A 23,382-nucleotide genomic window follows, 5' to 3' on the forward strand; every position below is an offset into this window, starting at 1 on the left:
CCGTCACTGCGCCGCGTTCAGCGCGGCTGCGGCTGCCACCAGAACACGCGGCCCGTGGCGCCGCTGGCCTGGCCGGCGCGGGTAGAGCCGCTGACCAGATAGAAGCGTCCATCCGCCGCCGCGCCGCCCACGCCGTGCACCGCCACTGGCATGCGCGGCCCCACTTCCCAGCGTTCGCCGCCGGCGGCGAGCACTTCGGTCTGGTCGATCAGATACGGCTGTCCAGTCAGGCCTTCGCCGCCGCTGACCATGATCTGGTTGCCCACCACCGCCGCGGCAAAGCCGCCGCGATGGCGCACGAAAGAAGGCCCGGCGCGCCAGGACTCGGCCACCGGATCGTAGATCGCCACCGTGTTGGTATCCGGCGCGCGGCCGCCCAGCACCCAGATCTCGCCGAGGAAAGCCTGCACCTGCGCATGATCCCGGCGCGTGCGGTCGGGCGGCGCGATCATGCGCCCGCTGCGCTGGCGCGGATCGAATTCCTGCAGCGAGCCGTCATCCCAGCCGATGTAGACGCGGCCGTTCAGCAGCGCGGCCTGGCTGCCGAAGGTCGTGCGCAGCTCCGGCACCGGCTGCCATTGCTGCGTGGCGATGTCGTAGCGGAAGCCCGCGGGCCCGGTCGCGCCGCCGCCGAGGTTGTCGCCGCCGACCATGTAGACCTGTCCGCCCGTAGCGAACGCCGCCAGATGATGCCGGCCCGAAGGCAGCTGCGGCAGCACGCTCCAGCTGTTGCTGGCGATGTCGTAGCGCTTGAAGCCGCGCGGATCGCCGTAGCCGCCCAGCGCGTAAATCTGGCCCTGATAGGCCACCGTCGCCAGTTCCGACTGCGCCGGCCCGGGCATGGACGCGGCCTCCACCCAGTTGCCGCCGGTCAGCGCCTGCGGCGTGCCGTCCAGGCAGGGCGCACCGGCCAGTTCGGTCAGGCGCTGCGCCTGGTATTCGCCGCTGCCGTAGGCCGCGTCGCTTGCGGCGTAGCGGAAGCGCGCGCGGTTGCAGTCGAGGAAGTCGAATTCCATGCGGCCCCAGCGTTCCTGGCGCAGCGCGGCCGGATCGAAGCCGTCGCCAAAGCGCGTGCCGCGGACACGATAGGCGTCTACGCCCAGCGTGTTCTGCGCCGTGCGCTCGCCCTGGCCGATCAGCCACAGCGGATTGCCGGCGGTGTCGAAGGTGAACCAGTAGACCAGCATGCGCCCGTCGGGCAGGTCTTCGATGAACCAGCCCTCGCCGGAACGCGCCGGCACGAACCAGTTGCCATGGCGTGCGCGCAGGCCCTCCAGCGCGCGGCCGCCGCCGGCGGCGAGGCGGCGGCCGCCGTTGCATGAAAGCTGGTCCAGCGTGGTGATGCGCTCCAGCTGGCGCGTGCCTTCGCCGTAGGCCGCGTTGCCGCGGTAATGCAAGGTGGCGCGGTTGCAGTCGTGGAACTGGAATTCCCAGCGGCCCCAGAATACCGGCTGCACCTGGGCCGGATCGAAGGCAGGGCCGAAGCGGCCGCCGCTGGAGCGATACACCTGCTCGAATATCAGCGTGTCGCCGCGCATCTCGCCGCCGGTGGCCACCAGCCAGGCCTGTTCGCCGGGTTCGCCGGCGGCGGGAAAGGTGAACCAGGCCGCGACGCTGTTGCCGTCGGGCAGGATTTCGAGAATGAAGCCTTCCCCGCTGCGGTCCGCCTGGAACCAGGAGCCGCTGTGCGCCGGGCTCACCCAGTAAGGCCCCTGTACCACGCTGCCTTTGGTTGCGGCCGCCTGCAGCAGCGGCGCGGCGAGCAGCACATTCAACAGCAGGGCGATAGCAGCGATGCGGCGCATGTCGTTCTCCCACGGTCGGCTGCGCCGGAGAGTCATACGAACAAATTCGTATGTCAATCCGCACGGCAGCCTCGGCTATGCTGCGCCGATTGCCCTGCCCTGCGAGCCACCATGCGTACCTCTCTGTTGCGTGCAACGCTGTTCTGCCTGCTTGGCGGCGCCGCTGCGCCGGCCTTCGCGGCCGATGCGTCCTGGCTGATCGTGCAGGCCGGCCAGTTGCTGGACCGTCCCGGCCAGGCCGCGCGCGGCAAGTCCACGGTGCTGATCCATGCCGGCCGCATCCAGGCCGTGCGTGAAGGCCATGTCGACGCCGCCGCCTTCAGCGAAGCGCCGGCCGATACGCGCGTGCTGGATCTGCGCAACCAGTTCGTGCTGCCCGGCCTAATCGACAGCCATGTACACCTGCGCTCGGACAAGGCCGGCGCCGAAGGCCAGCTGGAACAGGTCACGCGCAGTACCGCCGCGGCGGCGTACGAAGCGGCGCTGAATGCGCGCAAGACGCTGGAAGCAGGCTTCACCACCGTGCGCAACCTCGGCGACCAGGACGGCGTCACCCTGGCCCTGCGCGACGCCATCGCCGCAGGCAAGCTGCCCGGGCCGCGCATACTCGATGCGGCCAATGCGATCTCCACCAGCGCCGGCCACATGGATCCGACTCTGGGCTTCCGCGAGGAACTGCACGAGGCACTGGCGCACGAACACAACACCTGCGACGGCGCCGACGACTGCCGCCGCGCCGTGCGCCGCCAGATCGCCCGCGGCGCCGACGTGATCAAGATGGCCACCACCGGCGGCGTCAACAGCCGCATCGGCGCGGGCCTGGGCCAGCAGATGTTCGAGGACGAGGCACGCGCCATCGTCGAGACCGCGCATCTGTACGGCAAGAAGGTCGCGGTGCATGCGCACGGCGCCGACGGCATCGCGCTGGCCCTGCGCGCGGGCGCCGATTCCATCGAACACGGCACCCTGCTCGATGCCGACACGCTGGCGCTGTGGCGCAAGAGCCGCGCCTACTACGTGCCCACCTTGTCCACGGTGAACGGCTACAAGCAGCGTCTCGCCGCCAACCCGGACGCCTATACCGGCGAGGTGCGCGCCAAGATCGAATGGCGCATCGGCATCACCGGAAAGTCCCTGCGTCAGGCCGCCGCCGCGGGCATTCCCGTCGCCTTCGGCACCGACGCCGGAGTCAGCCTGCACGGCCGCAATGCGGATGAATTCGAGCTGCTGGTGGAACACGGCCTCAGCCCGGCCCAGGCGCTGCGCGCGGCAACCGTGAACGCGGCCGACCTGCTCGGCCTGGGCGCGGAGATCGGCAGCCTCGAAGCCGGCAAACGCGCCGACCTCATCGCCGTCGACGGCGATCCGCTGCAGGACGTGCGCGTACTCAAGCGCGTGGCCTGGGTTATCAAGGACGGCCGCGTGGAAAAGGCGCCCTGAACGCTGGCGGCAGCGGAGCCGCGCCAGGCGCCCGCCGCCTTCACACTAATTTACTTTTGGATTAATCCACCGGACGGCGGAACCCGGCTGCACGGGCGGGAAACACGGGCGCAAGCTGCAGTCGCTGCAATGCCGGCGGCGTCCCGGACAGCGCCTGGAGCCGCCGAAGATACTCGAAAACCAGGCCACGCAACGCTTGCACTGCAACAAGTCGCGCGAAGAGCGTCGCAATACCGGCCGAAAGCGTAAGAAATCACAGAAACCGCTTAAATCTTGCGCTCCTGATGCAGTAAAGTGTCGCCGCCGACACTGGCCGCCCGCCGATGACCGCGCGGGCGAAACTATCTGTCACCGAGAACCAAGACCCATGGCCAAGAAAGCAGCAACCAGCAAGACCAAGAGCGCCGCCAAGTCCACCGCCGCGGCGGCCCCGAAGCCGATCAAGGACAGCTTCACCAAGTCTGAACTCGCCAAGCACCTGGCTGAACAGACCGGCGTGGAACCGAAGTCCGTCAAGGCTGTCCTCGGCGCCCTCGAAGCGACCATGCTGGGCTCCATCCACAAGAAGGGCGCCGGCAGCTTCACCCTGCCCGGCCTGCTCAAGGTGACGGCCCAGGCCGTGCCGGCGAAGAAGAAGCGCTTCGGCAAGGATCCGTTCACCGGCGCCGAGCGTTGGTTCCCGGCCAAGCCGGCCACCGTGCGCATCAAGGCGCGCGCGCTGAAGAAGCTGAAGGACGCTGCACTCTGAGTTCGCCGGGAGGCCGCCGGCCTCCCGCCGCCGAACCCTCACAACCGGGCGCCAGTCGCCCGGTTGTCGTTTCCGGATCCCGCTACGCTGCTGACCTGCCTGCGCGGCGCTGCTGTCACGTGGTGCCGTCGCGCTGTCAGGCACGCCCAGAACTTCGCCCGCGGCCCGCGCATTCAGTTACGGCGCAAGACCTGTTGGCAGCCCCCACCCTGCGGAACGAAGCGCGCCACGGGTGCGCCACGAAATACAACCGCTACATCCGCTGCCCGCCCGGTGCTTTCCGCCGCACGGAATGTGACGAACGCATCCGCAGACGCCTGACACTGGCCACTCCGCCGAATGCGCCGGCCATGTCTGCCGCGTCAGACCCCAGCAACAGCGCCAGCACACCGCACGGCGGCTACCTCAAGCAATGACAACCGCTGATCGCTTTCCCTTGCCGGCAGCGGATTCCATCCCCGCCGCCGAGCACGCTTCAGCCTGCGGGCCGGCGCAATTCAGCCGCGCAGCAGGAAATACGGCAGCGCACACAGCGCCACCAGCGCCGCGGCCGCCAGCAACGCGGCCAGCAGGCGCAACGGCCGTGCGCGCAGTTCGCTCCACAGCGTTGCGCCGCTGCCGTCGCGCCGCGCCGCCTCATAGGCCGCGCGTGAGCTATCCCGGCGCTGCTGCTGGTAGTACCGCAGCGCATCCAGCGCCTGCACGGCCTGGCTCTCGTCGGAAAGCCAGATCGAACCGGCGGAGACGCCCCAGCGGCTGGGCGGAGTCTCGAAAAAACCGATGGACTGTTCCTGCAGCAGGCGGCGGACTTCATCCGCCTCGTCCTCGGGCACGTGGCGCAGATTGAGCAGCAAGGTAGGCATCTGGCTAGGATACGGGATTCGGGATTGGGTGATCCGGGATCGCAGGAACCAAATGCGTTTTGCCGGTCCTGGGAAGCGGCGGCCGTTGCGGCCTGCGAAGTCGTCCTGGCGCGTACGCCCATCACCGCCATGGAAAACGATGGCGGCAATCCGCAGGATTTTGGACTCGCCCGGCCGCTCCGCCGCGATCTGCAAGCCGCCAGTACCCCGTGAGAGTTCCTGCGCTCGCGCAACAGTCTGTAGCCAGCGCCGGCTGGAAGTCCGTACGGCCGCCCTGCCCGATCGATTTGGGGGATGGCCGGCTCCGAATCGTTTACGGCGATGCAGCGCCGCAAGCGGCCAGTCCTGAAAACCCGATCACCGACCCAGCGACCATCAATCCCAAAATCCCCAATCCCACCCAGTCACTTACCCGACAAACATAAGAACGTACCGAAACTACATAGGTCCGTTTTCGGCAAATTGCTCCATCCAGAACGGTGGGTAATTTTGCCTGCCGCCGCCGCCGGGCTATGCTTGGCGCGGGGAATCCGGAGTCAGCGCAACCATTTCGCCCTGGACTTGGGCGCGTAGACGCAGCCGGTCGCATCAACGCAACGAACGCACGGCCTTTCGCAGGCCTGTGCTCGTCTGCGTCATGGCAGATGGTGCATCGATGCAAATTATATCCAAAGCAATTTTGTCGCTTTTCGCCCTGACCGCCGTCCCGGCGCAGGCCGGCGAGTTCCGCGTGGTTGCGATTTCCGCCGATCCCGATGCCGTGGTGCTGGCCGACGCCGCTGGCCGTCTGCAGCGCCATGCTGCCGGCGAGGCGCTGGCCGCGCCCGACTGGCGCGTCGTCGGCGTCAGCGGTGGCAAGGTCGTATTTGAACAGGCCCTCGCCGTTTTGCGTGTCCAGGCCGGCGTCGGCGACCGCCTCGATTTCGACGCCCTCGCCGCACGCGCCCGCGCGCCGTCAAGCGCTGCCCCCGGCAAGCCCGCCAACGGCCGCTGAAACCGCACTACCTGCCAGCAAGGAAGCTGCTGCCATGCTTCGATTCTTCCGTCCGTTCCTGCGCACCGCGCTGTTTGCCGCGTTCGCCGCCAGCGCCGCCGCGCAAGGCAATGCAGGCCAGTGCGTGGAAGCCCCCAAGAGCGGCGCCGCCCCGGCCGACTTCAGCGTCGGCGCGAGCCGCGACTGGGGCAATATCAGCCAGATCGAATTCAGCGGCGACTACGCCCGCGGCCTGACCGCGCCGCGCCAGGCGATCACGCAGCGTTTCCTGGAAACCCATCCGGACCGCTACGACTTCCTCATCGTCTTCACCACCTTCGAATTCCCCACCGGCGATGCGGTCGCGTTCTACAACCCGGTGCGCAACGATGTCGGCGGCATAGGCCAGGCCGTGTTCGACCACAGCGCCGCCTACGGCAGCGCCGGGCGCCTGCAGGGCTATATCGACATGGCCGCGCTGCGGCGCTACGTGCTTTCCCTGCGCGCGCCGGAATTCGAAAACCTGCGCAATACGCTCGCCCACGAGCTGATGCACCGCTGGGGCGCGGGCGTGTCCTACCACGATGCCCAGGGCCAGCCGCGCGGCGACCTGCGCGGCCGCGACGGCACGCACTGGAGCTATTTCCTCGACAGCGACGCCTCGCTGATGTACGGCAACGACTGGGAGCGGCGCGAAGACGGCCGCTACGCAAGCCGCAACGTCACCTACCGCTACAGCGCGCTGGACCTGTACCTGGCCGGCTTCGCCGCGGCGGAGGAAGTCGCGCCCATGGACCTGATCCGCGGCGGCGACGGCAACGCCGTGGACATGCCGCGCCTGGGCGCGATCAGCGCCGGCAGCGCCGAGAGCGTACGCATAGAACAGATCATCGCCGCCGAAGGCCCGCGCCAGCCCGGCGTGGCCGCGGCGCAGAAGGAATTCCGCGCCGCCCTGATCGTGCTCACCCGGCCGCAGGAAAACATCCCCGCCGACACCCTGGCCGCACTGGAAAACCTGCGCGTACGCGCCCAGCAGCATTTCGCCCAGGTCACCAACGGCCGCGGCACGCTGCGCATCTACAACGAAATGCGCGAAACGGCGCAGGCCCAGCTGCCGGCCGTACTCGAAGGCAGCGGCGATGTCGTCCACCCCGGCGGCATCAGTGCGGCGCTGGACTGGCTGCGCCAGCGCCAGCTCGCCGACGGCCGCTGGCAGGACCGCCCCGCCACCGCCCTGCGCGATACCGCCGCCGTGATCGAGCTGCTGCAGGAACTGGATCCGGCCTACGCCGGCCTGGCGCGCGCGCGCAGCTGGCTGACGGCCCAGGCCGGCGCCAATCACGATCAGCAATCCGCACGCCTGGTGCTGGACGGCGACGCTGCACTGGCGACGAAGCTGATCGCCGCGCAATCCGCCGATGGCGGCTGGGGCCTGGCCGCGGGCTTCCAGGACAGCGTGACCGATACCGCCCTGGTCGCCGCCGCGCTGGCCGGGCGCGAATCCGGCGCCGGCAGCGTGCGCGCCGCCCTGCAGCAACTCGCCGCGCGCCAGAACGGCGACGGCAGCTTCGCCCTGGGCGCGCAGGGCCGCGGCCATATGCTGCCCACCCTGTACGCGGTACGTGCGTTCGCGCAGGCGCCGGCGGCGCAGGCCGATCCGGTGATCGCGGCCGCTTCGGCCTGGCTGCAGGGCAAGATCCGTCCCGGCGGCGGCTACGGCGATGACGAGACCTCGCTGGCCGACAGCATCGAGCTGTCCACGCTGGCGCGCACGCTGCAATTGCCCGCCGGCGCCGACACGGCGCTGCATGATTTCCTGGCGCAGCGCCAGCAACTGCAAGGCGACTGGCAGGGCAGCGTCTATCTCACCGCGCGCGCCGCCCTGGCGCAGATGCGTGCGCAGCGGGCGAACCTGCGCATCGACGGTGCGCTCAGCGCCGTACCGGCCGCGCCGCTGGACGGCGACCTGCTCACGCTGGGCGCGGTCGTGCACAACAGCGGCGGCATCAGCACGCCGGCCAGCAGCGCGCGCTGGTTCGACGGTGATCCCGCCCAGGGCAGTACGCCGCTCGGCAGCGATATCGCCGTACCTGCGCTGATTCCCGGCGCGCGCTTCAGCATAAGCCAGCACTGGGACAGCAGCGGTCATGCCGGTGCGCGCCAGTTCTGGCTGCAGCTCGATGCGGCGGAAGCGATCGACGAACTCAACGAAAGTGACAATCTCGCCTCGCTCGCGTTGGATATCGCGCCAATACCGACGCAGCCCGACCTGGAACTGCGCGGTGCCGATCTCATCCTGAATCCCGCCAGCGTCACCCAGCTGCCGACCACGGTGCAGCTCAGCGGCAGCGTGCGCAATCTGGGCGCCGCCGCGGCCAGCGACGTACGTCTGCGCCTGCTCAACGAAACCACGGCGCAGGTGCTCGCGGAAACCACGCTCGCTGTGGCCGCGCGCAGCAGCAGCGCATTCACCCTGCAATTCAACGTAGCGACGGCGGCCACGCTGAAACTGCGCCTGGTCGCCGATCCCGATAACCAGACCGCCGAAGCGCGCGAAACCAACAACCAGGCCAGCCTCATCCTGCCCTATGGCCCCAGCCTGGACCTGGAAGTACTGCCGGCCGGCCTGAGCCTGGCCGATGCGAATCCGCCGCAGCAGGGCCGCGACGTGAATTTCCGCATCGTCGCGCACAACCGCGGCACGCAGGATTCGCCGCCGTTCCAGCTGCTGGCACAACTGCACCAGGGCGCCGTCACCAGCACCCTGCTGGACCAGCCCGTGCAGATTCCCGCCGGCACCAGCATCGAGCGGCGCGTGAGCTGGCGCGCGCAGGAAAGCGGCCCGGCGCAGCTGACGGTACAGCTGGATGCATCCAATCAGCTGGCCGAACTGCGTGAGGACAACAACACCGCGCAGTTCGATTTCACCGTCGCCACGCCGGACAAGCCCGATCTCATCGCCGTACCCGACAGCCTGGGCTTTGCTCCCGAACCCGCACTGCAAGGCCAGCCGCTGACGGCCAGCCTGCTGCTGCGCAACGCCGGCGCGGCAGCCGGCGCGTTCAAGGTCGCGCTGTATGCGGCCGATCCGCGCCAGGGCGGCACACGCCTGGCCGAAACCAGCCTGGCCGGCCTCGCCGCCGGCGCCGAAACATTGGTCAACTTCGCCATCCCGGCGCTGGACCTGCGCTACGACACACCGCTGTTCGCTGTCGTCGACGCCGATCTCGCCATCGAGGAAAGCGACGAAACCAACAACCTGCTGCTGCGCCAGCTGCCGGTGCGTGCGTATGCCGATATCAGCGTGAGCAGCGCGGCGATTGAACTGCAGCCTTCGGCGCCGGTGCCTGGCGCGCCGCTGCAGGCCGTGGTGCGCGTACGCAACATCGGCGGCCAGGCGGCGCAGGACGTACGCGTGCAATTGCGCGAAGGCGATGCCGTCACCGGCGTACTGGTCGCGCCGGAGCAGACCATCGCCGAGTTCGCCCCCGGTGCCGAAGCCGTATTGCAGTGGAACTGGAATTTCGGTCTGCAGCCCGGCGTACGCCAGCTCAGCGTGCTCGCCGACGCGGGCGCGACCGTGCGGGAGAACGTCGAGGAAAACAACATCGCCATACTGCCGGTGGCGTTGCAGGATCAGGATTTCTACGCCAGCGAAGGCTATTTCTCGCCCAATGGCGATGGCGTGCGCGACCGCACCAGCCTGGTGTTCCGCCGCACGGCCGCGGCGCAGCGCATCGAGATCCGCAATGCAGCCGGGCGTACCGTGCGCAGCTACGACAGCACCGCTAGCAACGAAGGCAGCGATCAGGTCAACTGGGACGGGCACAACATGCACGGCCGCGTCGTTCCCGACGGCATTTACTACCCCGTGCTGCTGACGGCGGGCGTGGAAACCGCACGCACTGTCGTCGTCGTCGACACCGACCGCTCCAGCTTCATCGCAGCAATCGGTTCGCCGCTGCTGCTGGAAACCAAGCAGCCGCGGCCACACTGGTTCCATCCGCCTGCAAGCAGCGAATTGCAGCATCTGTTGTTCAGCAATACCCATCCCCTTTCCCCCCATCCACGCATGGACGGTCTCTATCGCAGCAGCGCGCTGGCACCCGCACTGGATGCGACCGTTTCCTCCGAATGGGTTGAGCAACGTGTCGCGTTCGAGGTCGGAGCTGCGCTCCCCGAAGACCACCTTTTGCCGGTCGACGCGAGCAATTTTTCGCCGGACGGTCAATGGGTCGTGTTCGGACTGTTCAACCACGGCAAGCTGGAACTGGCAGTCGCGGCAACGACCCAAACCAACAAGGTGCGCGTGCTGGACGCCGACGTCACCGCCGGCAGCCCGGTCGGCGGGGCCATAAATCCGCGATTCATCGACTCCAACCACGTCATTGCCGGGGTGCTGCCGCAGCTGTACATCTACAACCTGGACAGCGGTGGCAAGACTCCGCTGCGCAGCCTGCCGGCCGATACGCAGAAAGTGCAGGTGTTCTCCCACGGCCTGTATCTGTGGACCAATATCAGTAACAGCCAGGCACCATCACACTACGCGCCACTGGATGCGCAACGGCCGATGCTCGCGCTGCCGCGAGCGGACGGCAGCAGGCAGTTCCGCATCATGCTGAACGAGGACGGCGAAAAAGCCCTGGTCTACCGCTTTGGCGACAGCGAAGAATCCGTCAGCCTGTTCAGCGCCGACGCCACGCCACTGCGCGTACTGCAGCACCGCACGCCGCAGACTTTCGCCTATCCCTTGCTGGCCAGCCCGAGCCACGTGCGCAGCCTGCAGGCGCAATGGGTCAGCCGCGACGGCAGCGTGCTGCTAATCGATGCAGCTCAGCGGCGCGTGCGCATCTTCGAACGCAGCGGCCAGCAGCGCAGCAGCGCGCAGCTACCGCCGCCCGATTCGCAGCTCGACCTTGGCCCGCCCGACGGCAGCTTCATCGGCCCCAGCGAGCGCATCGAAGCGCTCTACGAGGGCAGCACCTGCGTCAGCGCCGCGGTGGATTGCGAAGCCTCGCAATGGCTGGTCAGTGAACCGCGCCGGCAGTGGTTCGATCCCGTGCAGCGCGAAATCACCGTGGTGTTGACCAGCGAATACGTCGGCGTCGCCCCGTGCGAAGCGGTGTACTGCTTCGACCGCCATCCGGCAACACTGGAAGCCTTCGCCGTCGATATCGACAGCGGTACATTCAGTCGCGTGCTCGCCGGCCAGCGCGGCGCCGACCTGACGTCGACGCTACGTCCGCGCTACGTGTTCGGCGATGGAGCGCGGTTGGCGCATGACGGCCGCCATGCAAGAGCCGGCACCGCGCTGTCCTTCGAGGCCTGGGCCCCAGCCGAGAATATTGCCGGCTGGTATCAGGACGCGGCACCGTTCAACAGCGGCGACGACGGCGTGTTGCTCGGGCTGGACAACGACGCGCGCGTACGCCGCAATGCGGCCAGTCTCGCCAACCTCACAGCCCAGATCTGGGCCGGCAGCAGCGGTCGCGCCATCCAGCTGCATGGGTTCGCTACCGACCTGAATTTCGCCTACTACCAACTCGATTGGACGAAATTCAGCGGCGACACCGACTGGCACGCGATAACGCCACCGATGCGCGACCCGGTAATCGGCGGCGAGTTCCTCAGCTGGATTCCACCTGAACCGGGCCAGTACCGCATCCGCCTAAGCGTGGTGGACAAAGCCGGCAATCGCGTCGTGCACCATACAGCCGCGGTTTCCCAACACGGAACCCCGATCTCCACCTTCGAACTGGAGCCGCGCTATTTCTCGCCCAATGGCGATGGAGTGAAAGATACGGTCAGCGTGCACTACAGCGTTCGGCAAACCGCGGAAATCAGCGTGCGCGTGCTCAATGACCAGGGCAGGCTGCTGCACGAGCAGACACATACCCTTGATGCCGGCAGGCATTCTTTCAGCTGGGACGGACGCGACCAGCAAGGCCAGCTGCAGCCTGACGGGGTCTATCGCATTGATGTGGCGGGTGTCGCCAGCAGTACCGTCCTCGATACAACGCCACCGCTGGTGAGCGGCGAAGTGCTGCAGCCCTTCCGACGCAGTCCGATCACGGGCGCCGTGCCATGGGAGCCCGGCGTCCGCTTCGCCGCCGAGGACGCCAACCTCGATACAAGCTACCTCCAGGCGGCAGCGCACAGCAGCAACGAATGGCAGGACGCCGCCATGTCTTCACGCGTCAGTTTCCTGGCTGGCAAGGATTTCCGCGTTGTTGCGCTCGATCTCGCCGGCAATCGCCGTACGCTTGAACTGGGTGCGATGGAAGATCACGTTCGCATCATCGATTGCTCAAACGTCTGCGAGGACCCGGTACCCGGCAGTTATCCGCGCAGATCGCAGCCCGCACCGGAAAGACCGGTACCCGATACATTTCCCGACCGCCATACCATCGTGGTCGAGGATCCCGCCAAGGTGGAACTGTTTCTCCAGGACGTCAGCGCCGGCCTCGCCGCCATCGAGATCGAAACGGCAAATGCAGATGCGCCGGGAATTTGGAGTGTACTCAGTCACCTGCCAGGCACTGCGCCCCCTTTCGTTTTCGACAAACCGGGCGATCGCGCGCTCCGCTTGGTGCTGCCGCTGCATCAACTGCCCGCAGGCTCCGACATCTATCTGCGTCCGGTCGGCATCCGTTCCGATGGCAGCCGCGTACCGGGTAACCAGATCCGCCTGCTGATGCGCGGCATCGGCCAGCCGAACATTCTTTGCTATTCCCCGACGCCGGATCTTTCCATCATCCCGCTTCCGTTGCAGGAGCTGGTGCAAGCGCAGAATCCAGCCCAGATCCAGGTTTTCGTGCAGACCTTTGTTCCCGGTCTGTCGGAGCCGCTGAAACTGGCCGTTGCACCATCCTCGGCGCATCTTGCCCAGGGCATCCACACACAACTGCAACCAGTTGCCCGCAACGCCCATGGCGCCGTGTTTCTGCTACAAGCTTCCAGCATGGGCGGAACCGCAAGTTACGGGGCGGGCGCCGTCAATCTGGCGGGCAATCGCGTGATGCGCGGCGAAATCGCCAGTTTGAGCTGCAGCTACAAGCCAGGCGACGAGCACGACGAACTGGAAACCAGCAACGCAATGCAGGTAGACCCCCAATGCGGGTCGTTGCCGACAGGCCAGGGACGCGTCTCTTTCATGAGTCCGGCTGAACTACCGTTCGCCTCGGCCCTGGTAACGGCAGGCAGTCAGGAAAGCAAAGAAACCCTGTTGAACGAATTTCCGGTGCGCAACGACGCCACCGCCGGATCCCCCTACGGCTGGCGACTGGATCTGCCCATCGCCACCGCACAGCGCGCGCCCGGCACCCTGCGTGTCGATGCCACGATCAATCGCCTGGGCGCCGTAAAGACCGGCATCGTCTACCTGCCCATAGACCACACGCCACCGCTGGCCGATCTCGACGAACCGGCCAGCGGCAGCCGCTTCTGCGCCACGCGCAAGGCGGACAAACAGGCTCTACGTTTCGCCGGACGCTTGCGCACCGACACGGCAGCCGAATGGCAGATCGAACTTTTCCACCCCGAACTGCTCGGCGGAAGCTACAGCTGCATATTCAATGACGCCAACCGCACCACATTACAGTCCGGGCGTTGCCCGGTGCAGAACGAGCTGCATCCGACCACCGATGCTGACTTCCAGGTCACCGTCGAAGAGCAGCTGAACAGCGACGGCAACGGCGGATTCAGCAGAATAAACGGCCCGGTCCAAGCACAGCTGCGCACAGCAGACTGGTCAGGTGCGACAGTCTGTAGCAACAGTGCGTTCTATCTCGACAGCGCAGTGGAGCTCGGTGAAGCAGCACTGCCGCAGCCCCAGATCGGCCAACGCCAGTTCAGCGTTCATGGAGCCGATCTACCGGAGTTCGAAACGGTCTCACTCGGCCTCTCCCGCAACGGTTCACCGCGCTATCGGAACGTGACCGTGTCACTTCTGGCCGGCGAACCGCTTAACTACACCATATCCCTGCACGCCATCGACGCTGCCCGCCAACTCGGTCCCGAATTGCAGCAGCTCGGCACCGGCAACGCCATCAGCGGCAATTTCGGCCTGAGCTGGGACGGCCAGGTGAACGGCAGCCCGGCCGCGGATGGCTTCTACGCCATCGTGATCCGCGCCACTGACAGCTGCGGCTGGAAAGCGGCGCGCGCCTATCTGGTCGACGTGGACTCCACCGGCCCCGAACTGGCGCTGACCGAACCAGCCGCCGGCAGCGTGCTCAATGCGGCCACGACCGAAGTACGCGGCACCGTGGACGATGTGCATTTCGGCAGCTTCGATACCGCCCAGCCGTACTGGCAGCTCGGCGTGCGCGTCGGCGGCAGCCCCTTGCAGCTGATCAATGAACAGGACTACGCACTGCCGCAGGCCGCCCTGCTCGGCCACTGGAACCGCGGCGATGCCCAGGGCACGGCGCAGTTCGCCCTGCTCGGCGTCGACGATTTCGGCAATACCAGTGAAATCGCCCTGCCCTTCAGCCTGGGCACGCCGCTGCGCCTGCTCGGCGCGGCGCGGCTGCAGCCGGCGCTGTTCTCGCCCAACGGCGACGGCCGTCTCGACCAGACCCGCCTCAGCTTCGACCTGCTGGCTGCAGCCCGGGTCGATGTGACGATTTCCGGTCCGCAGGGAAGCCTCGTGGCGCAACTCGCCAGCGACCGCGCGTTCGATCCCGGCACTGCCACGCTGAACTGGGACGGCGCTGCTGCCGCCGACGGCGAGTACATCGTTACCGTGACCGCACGCGATCCCGCGCAGCCGGCACTCAGCGAGAGCGCGCGCCTGGCGCTGGGCGTGGACACCACGCCGCCGGGCGTGCTGGAACTGGAACCCGCGCAACCGTTCGCGCGCCAGGGCGCTATCGCCCTGCGCCTGGACGAAGCGCATCTGGACCGCTACGACATCCGCCTGCTCGATGCCGCCGGCAAGGTCGTCGCCCAGGACAGCGGCGCGCAATCCGGCCGGCGCCTGCTGGGCCGCGTGGAAAACCTGGCCGATGGCGACTACCGCCTGGAAATCCTCGCCCAGGACCGCGCCGGCAACCGGCGCGAACTCGCCCATCCATTCCAGGTCGACCGCGTCGCGCCGGAACTCGCCCTGGATACACCGCCGCAGGACCAGGTACTGCCGCGCGCCGCCACCGCGGTCGCCATCAACGGCAGCGCGACGGACACGAATTTCGCCCGCTATGACGTAGACATCGCCCACGCCGGACAACAGGACTGGAACAACCTGGGCAGCGGCACCAGCGCCGTAAGCCATGCGCTGCTGGCGCACTGGCTGGTACAGCAGGCCGATGGCGACTACCAGCTGCGCCTGCGCGCCGAAGACCAGGCCGGCAACAGCACCGAACTGCTGCGCGCCGTCGGCATCGACGGCACACCGCCGCTGGCGCAGATCAGCGCGCCGCAGGACGGTGCCGCCGTCAGCGGCGCGCTGCGCGTGCTGGGCAGTGCCAGCGACACCTATCTGCAGGACTACCAGCTCGCCGTCGCCACACCCGACGATGCGGCCGCCGGGCGCTGGACGCCGGTGTTCCGCGGCGTCAGCCCGGTCAGCGACGGCGAACTCGGTGTGCTGGACCTGGCCCTGGCCGAAGGCGACTACCGCCTGCGCCTGCGCGTCAATGACCGCGCCGGCCACAGCGCCACTGCCGTGGCACAGTTCCGCATCGACCGCAGCCCGCCGCCCGTGCCGCTGCAATTGCGCGTACGCCTGGCCGGCGCCGATGCGCAGCTGGACTGGAACGCGGTGGCCGCCGGCGATCTTGCCGGCTACGCGGTCTATCGCAACGGCGAGCGCATCAATCCGCAGCTGGCACAGCAGCCGCGCCATGTCGACGCGGCGATTGGCGACGGCCATTGGCGCTACCACGTCAGCGCCATCGACCCTGCCGGCAACGAAAGCGCACCGAGCAACAGCGTGCAGCTGGATGTGGACCGTACGCCGCCGCTGGTCATGCTGCAGTCGCCGCGCAGCGACGAGCGCCTGGGCGGCATCCGCGCCGTCGTCGGCAGCGCCTACAGCCTGGACGACGATTTCGGATCCTGGGAGCTGTCCGTGCGCCGCGCCGACGGCAGCGGCGCCGTGCAATCGCTGGCCCGTTCCGGCTTGCCGCAGCAAAACCAGCCGCTGCTGCAATGGGATACCCGCAGCTGGGCCGAAGACAGCGCGCTGATCCTGCGCCTGGCCGCCCGCGACCGCAGCGGCAACGAAGCCATCGCGGAAGTACCCGTGCGCATCGACAACCTCGCCCCGGCCGCGCCGACCGGCCTGAGCGCCGTACTGGCCGGCGCCGATGCCCAGGTCAGCTGGAACGCCAACGCGGAAACCGATCTGCTCGGCTACGTGCTCTACCGCAACGGCCGTCCCGTCAACGGCGGCGCGCAGCTTCCCGCAGACCTGCGCGTGCTGGCGCTGAGCGACACCGGCTATCTCGACGCGGCGCTGGCCGACGGCACGCACCAGTACGTGGTGCATGCCATCGACCGCGCCGGCAACCTGAGCCCGCCCTCGCAGCCGGCCAGCGTCGGGCCGCTGGACAACGGCCCGCCGCGGCTGCAGATCGATACGCCCGAAGAGGGCCATGCCTTCGAGCAAAGCCTGGAAATCCGCGCGTCCAGTGCAGACCAGGATATCGCCAGCGTTGAATTCGCCTACCGCGCCGCCGGCGCCGGCACCTGGACGGCGCTGCAACCCGTGCTCGCAACCGCGCCGTACCAGATCACCTGGAACGCGCAGGGCCTGCCGCCGGGCGACTACGAAATCCGCGCCCTGGCCCAGGACAGCGGCGGCCTCTCCGACCCGCAGCCGCCGCAGCGCCGCGTGCGCCTGGCCGACCTCACCGCGCCTTCGCCGCCGCTGCACGTGCGCGCCCGCGGCGACGGCGGCGGCGTGCGGCTGGAATGGCTTGCCAGCACGGCGGCCGATGTCAGCGGCTACCGCATCGAGCGCTGGGACGGCGGCAGCTGGCAGCTGGCCGGCGACACCATTGATGCCACCACGTTCAGCGACACCGGCCTCGACGACGGCACCTGGCGCTACCGCGTGCGCGCCAAGGACGCCGCCGGCAACCTGTCCGGCGCAGTCGAAGACACCGCCTTCGTATTCGGCCTGACGCTGGAACAGCCGTATACGCCGACCAGCGCCGCGCAGACCGCCTTGCAGGGCCGCGGCGCACGTCCCGGCAGCGTGGAAATCCGCGTCGAAAACGGCGCCGGCAACAGCACGCTGCCGGCCCTGCAGAGCGGCGCCGACGCCCGCTTCAGCGCCGCCGCAATCGCGCTGCAGCCCGGTGAAAACCGCCTGCGCGCGCAGATCAGCGACAGCCTGGGCAACCGCAGCCGCGAAGCCGAAGTCTGGCTGCAGCAGGGCCAGCCGCCGTCGGCGCCAGGCGGCCTCGCCGCCAGCGCCCAGGCTTACGCCGCGCGACTGGACTGGAACCTCAACCCCGAGGCCGACGTGATCGGCTACCGCGTACAGCGCAACGGCCGTCCGCTCGCCGCCGACCAGGCGCTGGGCGGACTGGGCGCGGAATCGGGCCTCTGCTGCGACACGCCATTCGCCGTCGACGGCGATCCCGCCACGGCCTGGAGCTTCTACGCCGGCTATGCCGCGCTGGAAGAAGCCTCGGCCCTGGATCCGGCGCTGGAAATCGGCCTGGATCAGCCGCAGCTGCTGACCGCGCTGCAGCTGGACTGGCGCAGCGCGGCCGAGGCCAGCGGCAATGTGGACATTTATGCCCGCACGCCGCGCGCGGCCTGGGTACGCATCGCCCGCCTGCGCGGCGCCGCGGCGGCGCACGGCACGGCCGTGTTCGAGCCGCCGTATCGCAGCGACCGCCTGCGCATGGTCGTGCGTTCGCCGGGCGGCCATGCCATGGAAGTACCGCTGGCCCTGGCCGAGCTGCGCCTGATGGCCCGCCCGCTCAAGGCTACGCCGCCGCAGCAGGAAACCCTGCTCGACGGCCTGCACAGCTACCGCGTCAGCGCGGTCAATGCGCTGGGCTTTGAAAGCGCGCTTTCCGTCGCCGCGGAACTGGCCATAGGCGATGCGACCGGACCCGACGCGGTCGAACTCAGCGGCACGCTGGACGGCAACAGCGCCCAGCTCAGCTGGAGCGCCAGCGCCGCCGCCGACCTCGCGCGCTATGAACTCAGCCGCGACGGCAGCGTCATCGCCAATCTGCCGGCGCAGGCGCCGCGCAGCCACACCGACGCCAACCTGATGCTGGGCGAACACCGCTACCAGGTCATCGCCTACGACAGCTACGGCAACGCCGGCGCGCCGTCCAATGAGATCACGCTCGTCGTCGCCGGCGAGGCGCCGCAGATTCCGCAGAACGTGCAGGTGACGCGCGTGCCCGCGGGCGGCGCGCTGGATGTGAGCTGGCAGCCGCCGGCCGCCGGTCCGGCCGTGGCCGCCTACGCCCTGCGCCGCGGCGACAGCGCCGCCGGTCCCTTTGTGGAACTGTCCACCGCAGCGACGCTCGCCCGGCGCGACGCCGGTCTGGTCAACGGCCGCAGCTACTACTACACCGTGCAAAGCATCGACGCCGCCGGCAACCGCAGCCCGCAGAGCGCGCCCGTCAGCGGCACGCCGCGCGATGAGCAAGGTCCGCCGGCACCGCTGCTGACCTGGCCCACACGCGCCGGCCAGCCGTTGCAGACCGGCGCGGGCGCCAGCGCGGTCTGCGGCCTGGCCGAAGCCGGCAGCCTGATCGACCTGGAACGCGACGGCGTAGTCCTGGGCCAGGCCCGGGCAGCCGCGGCAGACAGCTACCGCAGCACGATTCCCGCCGGCCTTACCAACGAGATCCGCGCCGCCGCCGACGGCGTACATGTCTCCGGCCGCGGCAGCGACGACCGCCTGCGCATCGTCGACCTGTCCACCCAGGCCAGCGAAGCCCTCTCCGACACGGCGCGTCTGGCGCAGTGGTCGGCGCGCGGCGGCACGCTGTACTACGCCGACGGTAGTCGCCTGCTGGCGCAGCAGCCCGGCGTGGCGGCGGTGGATCTCGGCTTCGCACTGGACGAACTGCGCCGCTACGCCGTCGGCAGCGACGACAACCAGGTGCTGCTGTACGGCGCGCCGGCCGGTGCCGCCGACGGCGTCTGGCTGCTGCGCCGCGACGGCACCGCTCCGCGCCGCTACGCCGTGCTCGACGGCCATGACCTGCTCGACACTGCGCCGCTGCTGGCGCCCGATCTGCGCCATGCCCTGCTCGCCACGCCGCAAAGCCTGCTGCTGCTGGATCTGCGCAGCGGCGAACTGCGCGCCGAGATCCCGGCCGACAGCGCGGTCGCCCCGTCCTGGGCCGCGGACAGCCGCCGCTTCGCCCATGCCAGCGGCATCGGCGGCAACTACCGCCTGGAGATCTACGACGCGATCGCGCTGCAGCCGCTGTCCGGCACCACGCTGGCCCAGCCCGCCAGCCGCGTCGCCTGGTCGCCCGACGACAGCCAGGTCGCCGTCGCGGCGGACGGCCGCATTGGCCTCTACGCCGCCGACAGCGGCCTGCCGCTGCCGGCGCCGCCGTTCAACCTGGCGATCAACGATGCAGAAAGCCTGGCCTGGACGGCGAGCGGAACACTACTGTTCCACACGGGAACAAACGTGGGCACCTTCACACCGGCCGGCTGGTTCTGCAGCACGCCGCTGCCGCTGCGTCCCGGCGACAACCGCATCGGCGCCAGCGCCGTGGACGATGCCGGCAACCGCGGCCCGGCCGCCGCGCCGCTGCTGCTGCAGTCCGCGGCTGCCCTGCCCGACCTGGCACTGAGCAGCGCCGACCTGTTCTTCGTGCCAGCCGCACCCGCGCCGGGCCAGGCCGTGACCGCCCTGGCCACGCTGCGCAACACCGGCCAGGCCGCCGTCGCCGTGCCCACCCTGGCGGTACAGCTGATTGCGCCCGACGGCAGCATGCGCACCATCGCCCTGGCCGCACCGCTGCCGGCGCTGGCGCCCGGCGGCGCGCGCCAGGTCACGCTGGGCCTGGGCACGCTGGAACAGTCCGGCTACTACCGGCTGCGCCTGGAAGCCGATCCGGAACAGCAGCTCAACGAAACCCGCGAGGACAACAACCGCGCCGAGGCCGCGCTGGCGGTGACGGCCAGTGCCGATCCGCTGCTCGATCTCAGCCTGGCCGCCAGCCTGTTCCGCCCCGGCGAAACGGTCCGCGGCGAAGTGCGCGTCAGCAATCCCGGCCGCGAGTTCGGCGGCGGTCGCGTGCGCCTGGAAATCGTCGATGCGCAGGAATGGCGCGTGGCCGATCTCGGCGAAATCAGCGTTCCGGCGCTGGATCATGCGCAGCAATGGCAGCAGGTACTGAACTGGGATGCCACCGGCGTGCTCGCCGGCGACTACCGCCTGCGCGCGCGCCTGCTGCGCAGCGACAGCAGCAGCCTGGCCGAACATACGGCCGCCTTCGGCATCCTGGCGCTGCGCCATGTCGCGCTGGATATCGCCAGTCTCACGCCGGCGCCGCGCAGCGGCAGCAGCGTGCAGCTGCGCAGCGCGCTGCACTTCCTGCAGGGCAATGCGCTGCTGCAGAACGCCACCTTGCGCGCCTCGGTGCACGGCAGCGACGGCGCGCAAGTCTGGAGCGCCACCCAGACCCTGGGCGTGCTGCAGCCGGGCTACGAACTGCAGCGCGAAGACAGCTGGGATACCACCGCAGCCGCCGCCGGCGTCTACACCTTGCGTCTGACACTCAGCGCGCCGGATTTTGAACAGGAAGCGAGTTCCAGCCTGCAATTGGCCGGCGCCGTGAGCGATCCCGTACGCCTGTCCGGCAGCCTGACGCTGGCCCCGGGCGCGCGCCTGATCGCCGGCCAGGACGGCGCGCTGCGCTATCGCCTGGTCAACGAGGGCAGCGCCGCATTGTCCACACTGCAACTGCGCCTGCGCCTATACCAGAGTCCGCAGCAGCCCGCCCTGCTGGATCGCGAGGAAACCCTGGATCTGGCCGCCGGCGCCGCCTACGAAGGGAGCGTGGCACTGCTGGCGCCGCCGCTGCAGCTGCAAAGCCATGTCGCCCTGCTGGAAGCCCGCGCCGCCGGCGATGCCGCAGGCCAGTGGCGCCTGCTCGCCAGCCAGGGCTTCGATGCCGTCGACGCGCTGCCGCCGCAGATCGGCGTACTGGCGCCCGGCAGCGCGCTGCAGCCCGCCATCGTGCCGCTGCGCGCGCGCATCACCGATGCGCATTCGGCCATCGCCGAAGCACGCCTGCGCATCGACGGCGGCGCCTGGCAGCCGCTGAGCCGCGGCAGCGACGGCCTGTTCACGCGCCATCTCGGCGGCCTCGCCGATGGCGCGCACCAGGTCGAATTCAGCGCCCGCGACAGCTGGGGCAATGAAACCTTCAGCCCCGCACAATCCTTCACGGTCGATGCGCTGCCGCCGCAAATCATCATCAGCGGCATCGGCGAAGGCCAGCTCGCCAACCACGATCTCAGCGCCGCCGTCAGCATCAGCGACGCCAACCTCGACCCGGCGCAGACAAGCATCCACCTCGACGGCCAGCCCTATGTCCCAGGCACACCCATCCAGGCCGAGGGCGAGCATGTGCTGGGCATCCGCGCACTGGATCTGGCCGGCAACCAGAGCCTCGCCGCCCACCATTTCCGTATCGACCGCACGCCGCCGCCGCTGCTCATCACCGGGCCGGCCGACGGCGCCGTCGTCGCCGAAAGCCGGGTTGCCGTACAGGTGCTGAGCGAAGCCGGCGCCGCAGTCACGCTGGACACCGGCGCCTACAGCGCCCAGCAGGTCGCCACCGGCGGCGGCATCGCCGAATTCGCCGGCGTGCCGCTGGCCGAAGGGGACAACCGCATCGAAGCCGTGGCCCGCGATGCCGCCGGCAATGCCAGCCCCGTCGCCGCGATCACGGTGCGCTACGAAAGCGCGGCCGCGCAGCCCCTGGTCGGCACCTTGCAGCCGGCCGCGGCCGAAGTCGCCCACGGCCAGCCGCTGCAGCTCACGCTGCGCCTGCGCAATCCCGGCGCCGTGGCACTGCCCGCGCAGAGCCTGCGACTGGATGTGCTGGGCCCCGCCGCGCAGTTGCTGCAGCGGCGCGAATACCAGCGCGTCTTCGCCGCCGGCGAGGAGTTCAGCGAGATGCCGGAATTCGCCACCACGGAATGGCCGCTGGGCCTGCTCATGCTGCGCCTGGAAATCCTGCGCGACGGCAGCTGGATCATGCTGGACAGCCAGAGCATCACCCTGGCCGACCGCACGGCGCCGCAGCTGCAGGCCATCGCGCCCGCGGCCGGCAGCGTGCTGCGCGCGCCGCTGCGCCTGCGCGCCAGCGCCCACGATGCGCTCAGTGCCCCGGTCAGCGCCGAATACAGCCTGGACGAGGGCCTGTGGCAGGAACTGTCCGCGGCCGGCGGCGATAGCTTCGAAAGCGCGCCGCTCAAGCTCGCCGACGGCGATCACAGTTATCGCCTGCGCGCCCGCGACGCCGCCGGCAACCTGGCCGAAGGCGCAGCGACCGGCTTCGCCGTGGACACCACCGCGCCGCTGATCACGCTCAGCGGCGTGGCCGACGGCGATCTGCTCAACCACGCCGTCACGCCGCTGATCGGCATTGACGAGGCACATCCGGCCAGCAGCAGCATTCGCCTGGACGGCCAACCCTTCGTCAGCGGCAGCGCAGTCAGCATCGACGGCGAGCATCTGCTGCAGGTCGAGGCCACCGATGCCGCCGGCAACAGCGCGACCGCCCAGCTGCGCTTCACCCTGGATCTGCAGGCGCCCGCGGTCAGCGTGAGCGAACCCGTGCCCGGCTCCACCGTCACGCTCGCGCAGCAGGAAGTCGCCGGCAGCACGGAGCCGCTGGCCTCGGTGCATATCCAGGCGCCGGGCCTGGTCACCACCGTACAGGCCGACGCCCAGGGCCGTTTCCGCAGCGCCGCAGCCACCTTGCAGCCCGGCCTCAACACGCTGCGCCTGTACGCGATCGACCGCGCCGGCAATACCGGCGCGGAGATTACCGCCGACGTAACCTATCAGCCCTCGCAGGCGCAGAGCGCCAGCGCGCAATGGCTGGATACCGACCTGCTGGTGCGCCGCGGCGATCCGCTGCAAGTGCGCTATCTGCTGCGCAATACCGGTACGGTCGCGCTGGCCGCCACGCCGTTGCGGGTGGAATTGCGTACGCTCGACGGCGATGTGCTGGCGCAGGACGAATACGCGCTGGATCTCGGCGTCAACGCCGAAACCACACGCAGCTCGCTGTTCCCCACCGGCACGCTGCGCTACGGCGAATACCGCGTGGCCCTGGCCGCGCAGCTGCGCGATGCCGCCGGCACGTTGCAGTGGGTTGCGCTGGGCACGACCAGCGCGCGCATCAGCGGCTGTCCGTACCGGCGCCCGGCCGATGCCGTGTTCTGGAACGGCTTTGAACCGCCCGGCACGGAAGACGGCCTGTTCTGCGATGACTTTGATTTCCCGCCGCCGGTGGTTGCGGCGGCATCGCGCAGGAGCGTCGAAGGCACTGCAAGGAAGCAACCATGAGCTGCAAGGAAGCAATCACGAAA

At 69.1% G+C, this 23,382-nt stretch carries 6 protein-coding genes; 4 read left to right on the plus strand and 2 right to left on the minus strand.

What is annotated here, in order from left to right:
• Window positions 1-17 precede the first annotated feature (17 nt).
• Window positions 18-1,805, minus strand: a complete 1,788-nt coding sequence (locus NM961_RS03415) for a Kelch repeat-containing protein (RefSeq protein WP_255911288.1) — start codon at window positions 1,803-1,805, stop codon at window positions 18-20.
• A 111-nt stretch (window positions 1,806-1,916) separates the two neighbouring features.
• Between NM961_RS03415 and NM961_RS03420 the strand changes: the two genes are divergently transcribed.
• Window positions 1,917-3,245 (plus strand): metal-dependent hydrolase family protein, encoded by a 1,329-nt coding sequence (locus tag NM961_RS03420; protein WP_255911290.1) that lies wholly within the window; start codon window positions 1,917-1,919, stop codon window positions 3,243-3,245.
• Window positions 3,246-3,612: 367 nt separating this feature from the next.
• Window positions 3,613-3,993, plus strand: coding sequence for an HU family DNA-binding protein (locus NM961_RS03425; RefSeq protein ID WP_255911292.1), 381 nt, complete (start codon window positions 3,613-3,615; stop codon window positions 3,991-3,993).
• A gap of 497 nt (window positions 3,994-4,490) precedes the next feature.
• Here NM961_RS03425 and NM961_RS03430 read toward each other — a convergent pair whose 3' ends face one another.
• A complete protein-coding gene (locus NM961_RS03430) occupies window positions 4,491-4,856 on the minus strand; it encodes a DUF6164 family protein (RefSeq protein ID WP_255911294.1) in 366 nt (121 codons plus the stop codon).
• Window positions 4,857-5,478: 622 nt separating this feature from the next.
• On the opposite strand from NM961_RS03430, the gene NM961_RS03435 reads away from it, so the two are divergent.
• Both NM961_RS03435 and NM961_RS03440 read left to right on the plus strand, forming a co-directional pair.
• On the plus strand, window positions 5,479-5,850 hold the full coding sequence (locus tag NM961_RS03435) for a hypothetical protein (protein ID WP_255911296.1): 372 nt from the start codon (window positions 5,479-5,481) through the stop codon (window positions 5,848-5,850).
• Window positions 5,851-5,884: 34 nt separating this feature from the next.
• The gene (locus tag NM961_RS03440; protein WP_255911298.1) at window positions 5,885-23,359 is read left to right on the plus strand and encodes a CARDB domain-containing protein; all 17,475 of its coding nucleotides are present in this window, start codon (window positions 5,885-5,887) and stop codon (window positions 23,357-23,359) included.
• The last annotated feature ends 23 nt before the right edge of the window (window positions 23,360-23,382 follow it).

The sequence above is a fragment of the Tahibacter harae genome (assembly GCF_024437735.1).
GTDB classification, from domain to species: domain Bacteria; phylum Pseudomonadota; class Gammaproteobacteria; order Xanthomonadales; family Rhodanobacteraceae; genus Tahibacter; species Tahibacter harae.

Bases quoted from the DNA above. Each gene is read 5' to 3' on its own strand.
- NM961_RS03425 (WP_255911292.1), top strand. From the start codon at position 3,613: ATGGCCAAGAAAGCAGCAACCAGCAAGACCAAGAGCGCCGCCAAGTCC.
- NM961_RS03440 (WP_255911298.1), top strand. From the start codon at position 5,885: ATGCTTCGATTCTTCCGTCCGTTCCTGCGCACCGCGCTGTTTGCCGCG.
- NM961_RS03430 (WP_255911294.1), bottom strand. From the start codon at position 4,856: ATGCCTACCTTGCTGCTCAATCTGCGCCACGTGCCCGAGGACGAGGCG.
- NM961_RS03420 (WP_255911290.1), top strand. From the start codon at position 1,917: ATGCGTACCTCTCTGTTGCGTGCAACGCTGTTCTGCCTGCTTGGCGGC.
- NM961_RS03415 (WP_255911288.1), bottom strand. From the start codon at position 1,805: ATGCGCCGCATCGCTGCTATCGCCCTGCTGTTGAATGTGCTGCTCGCC.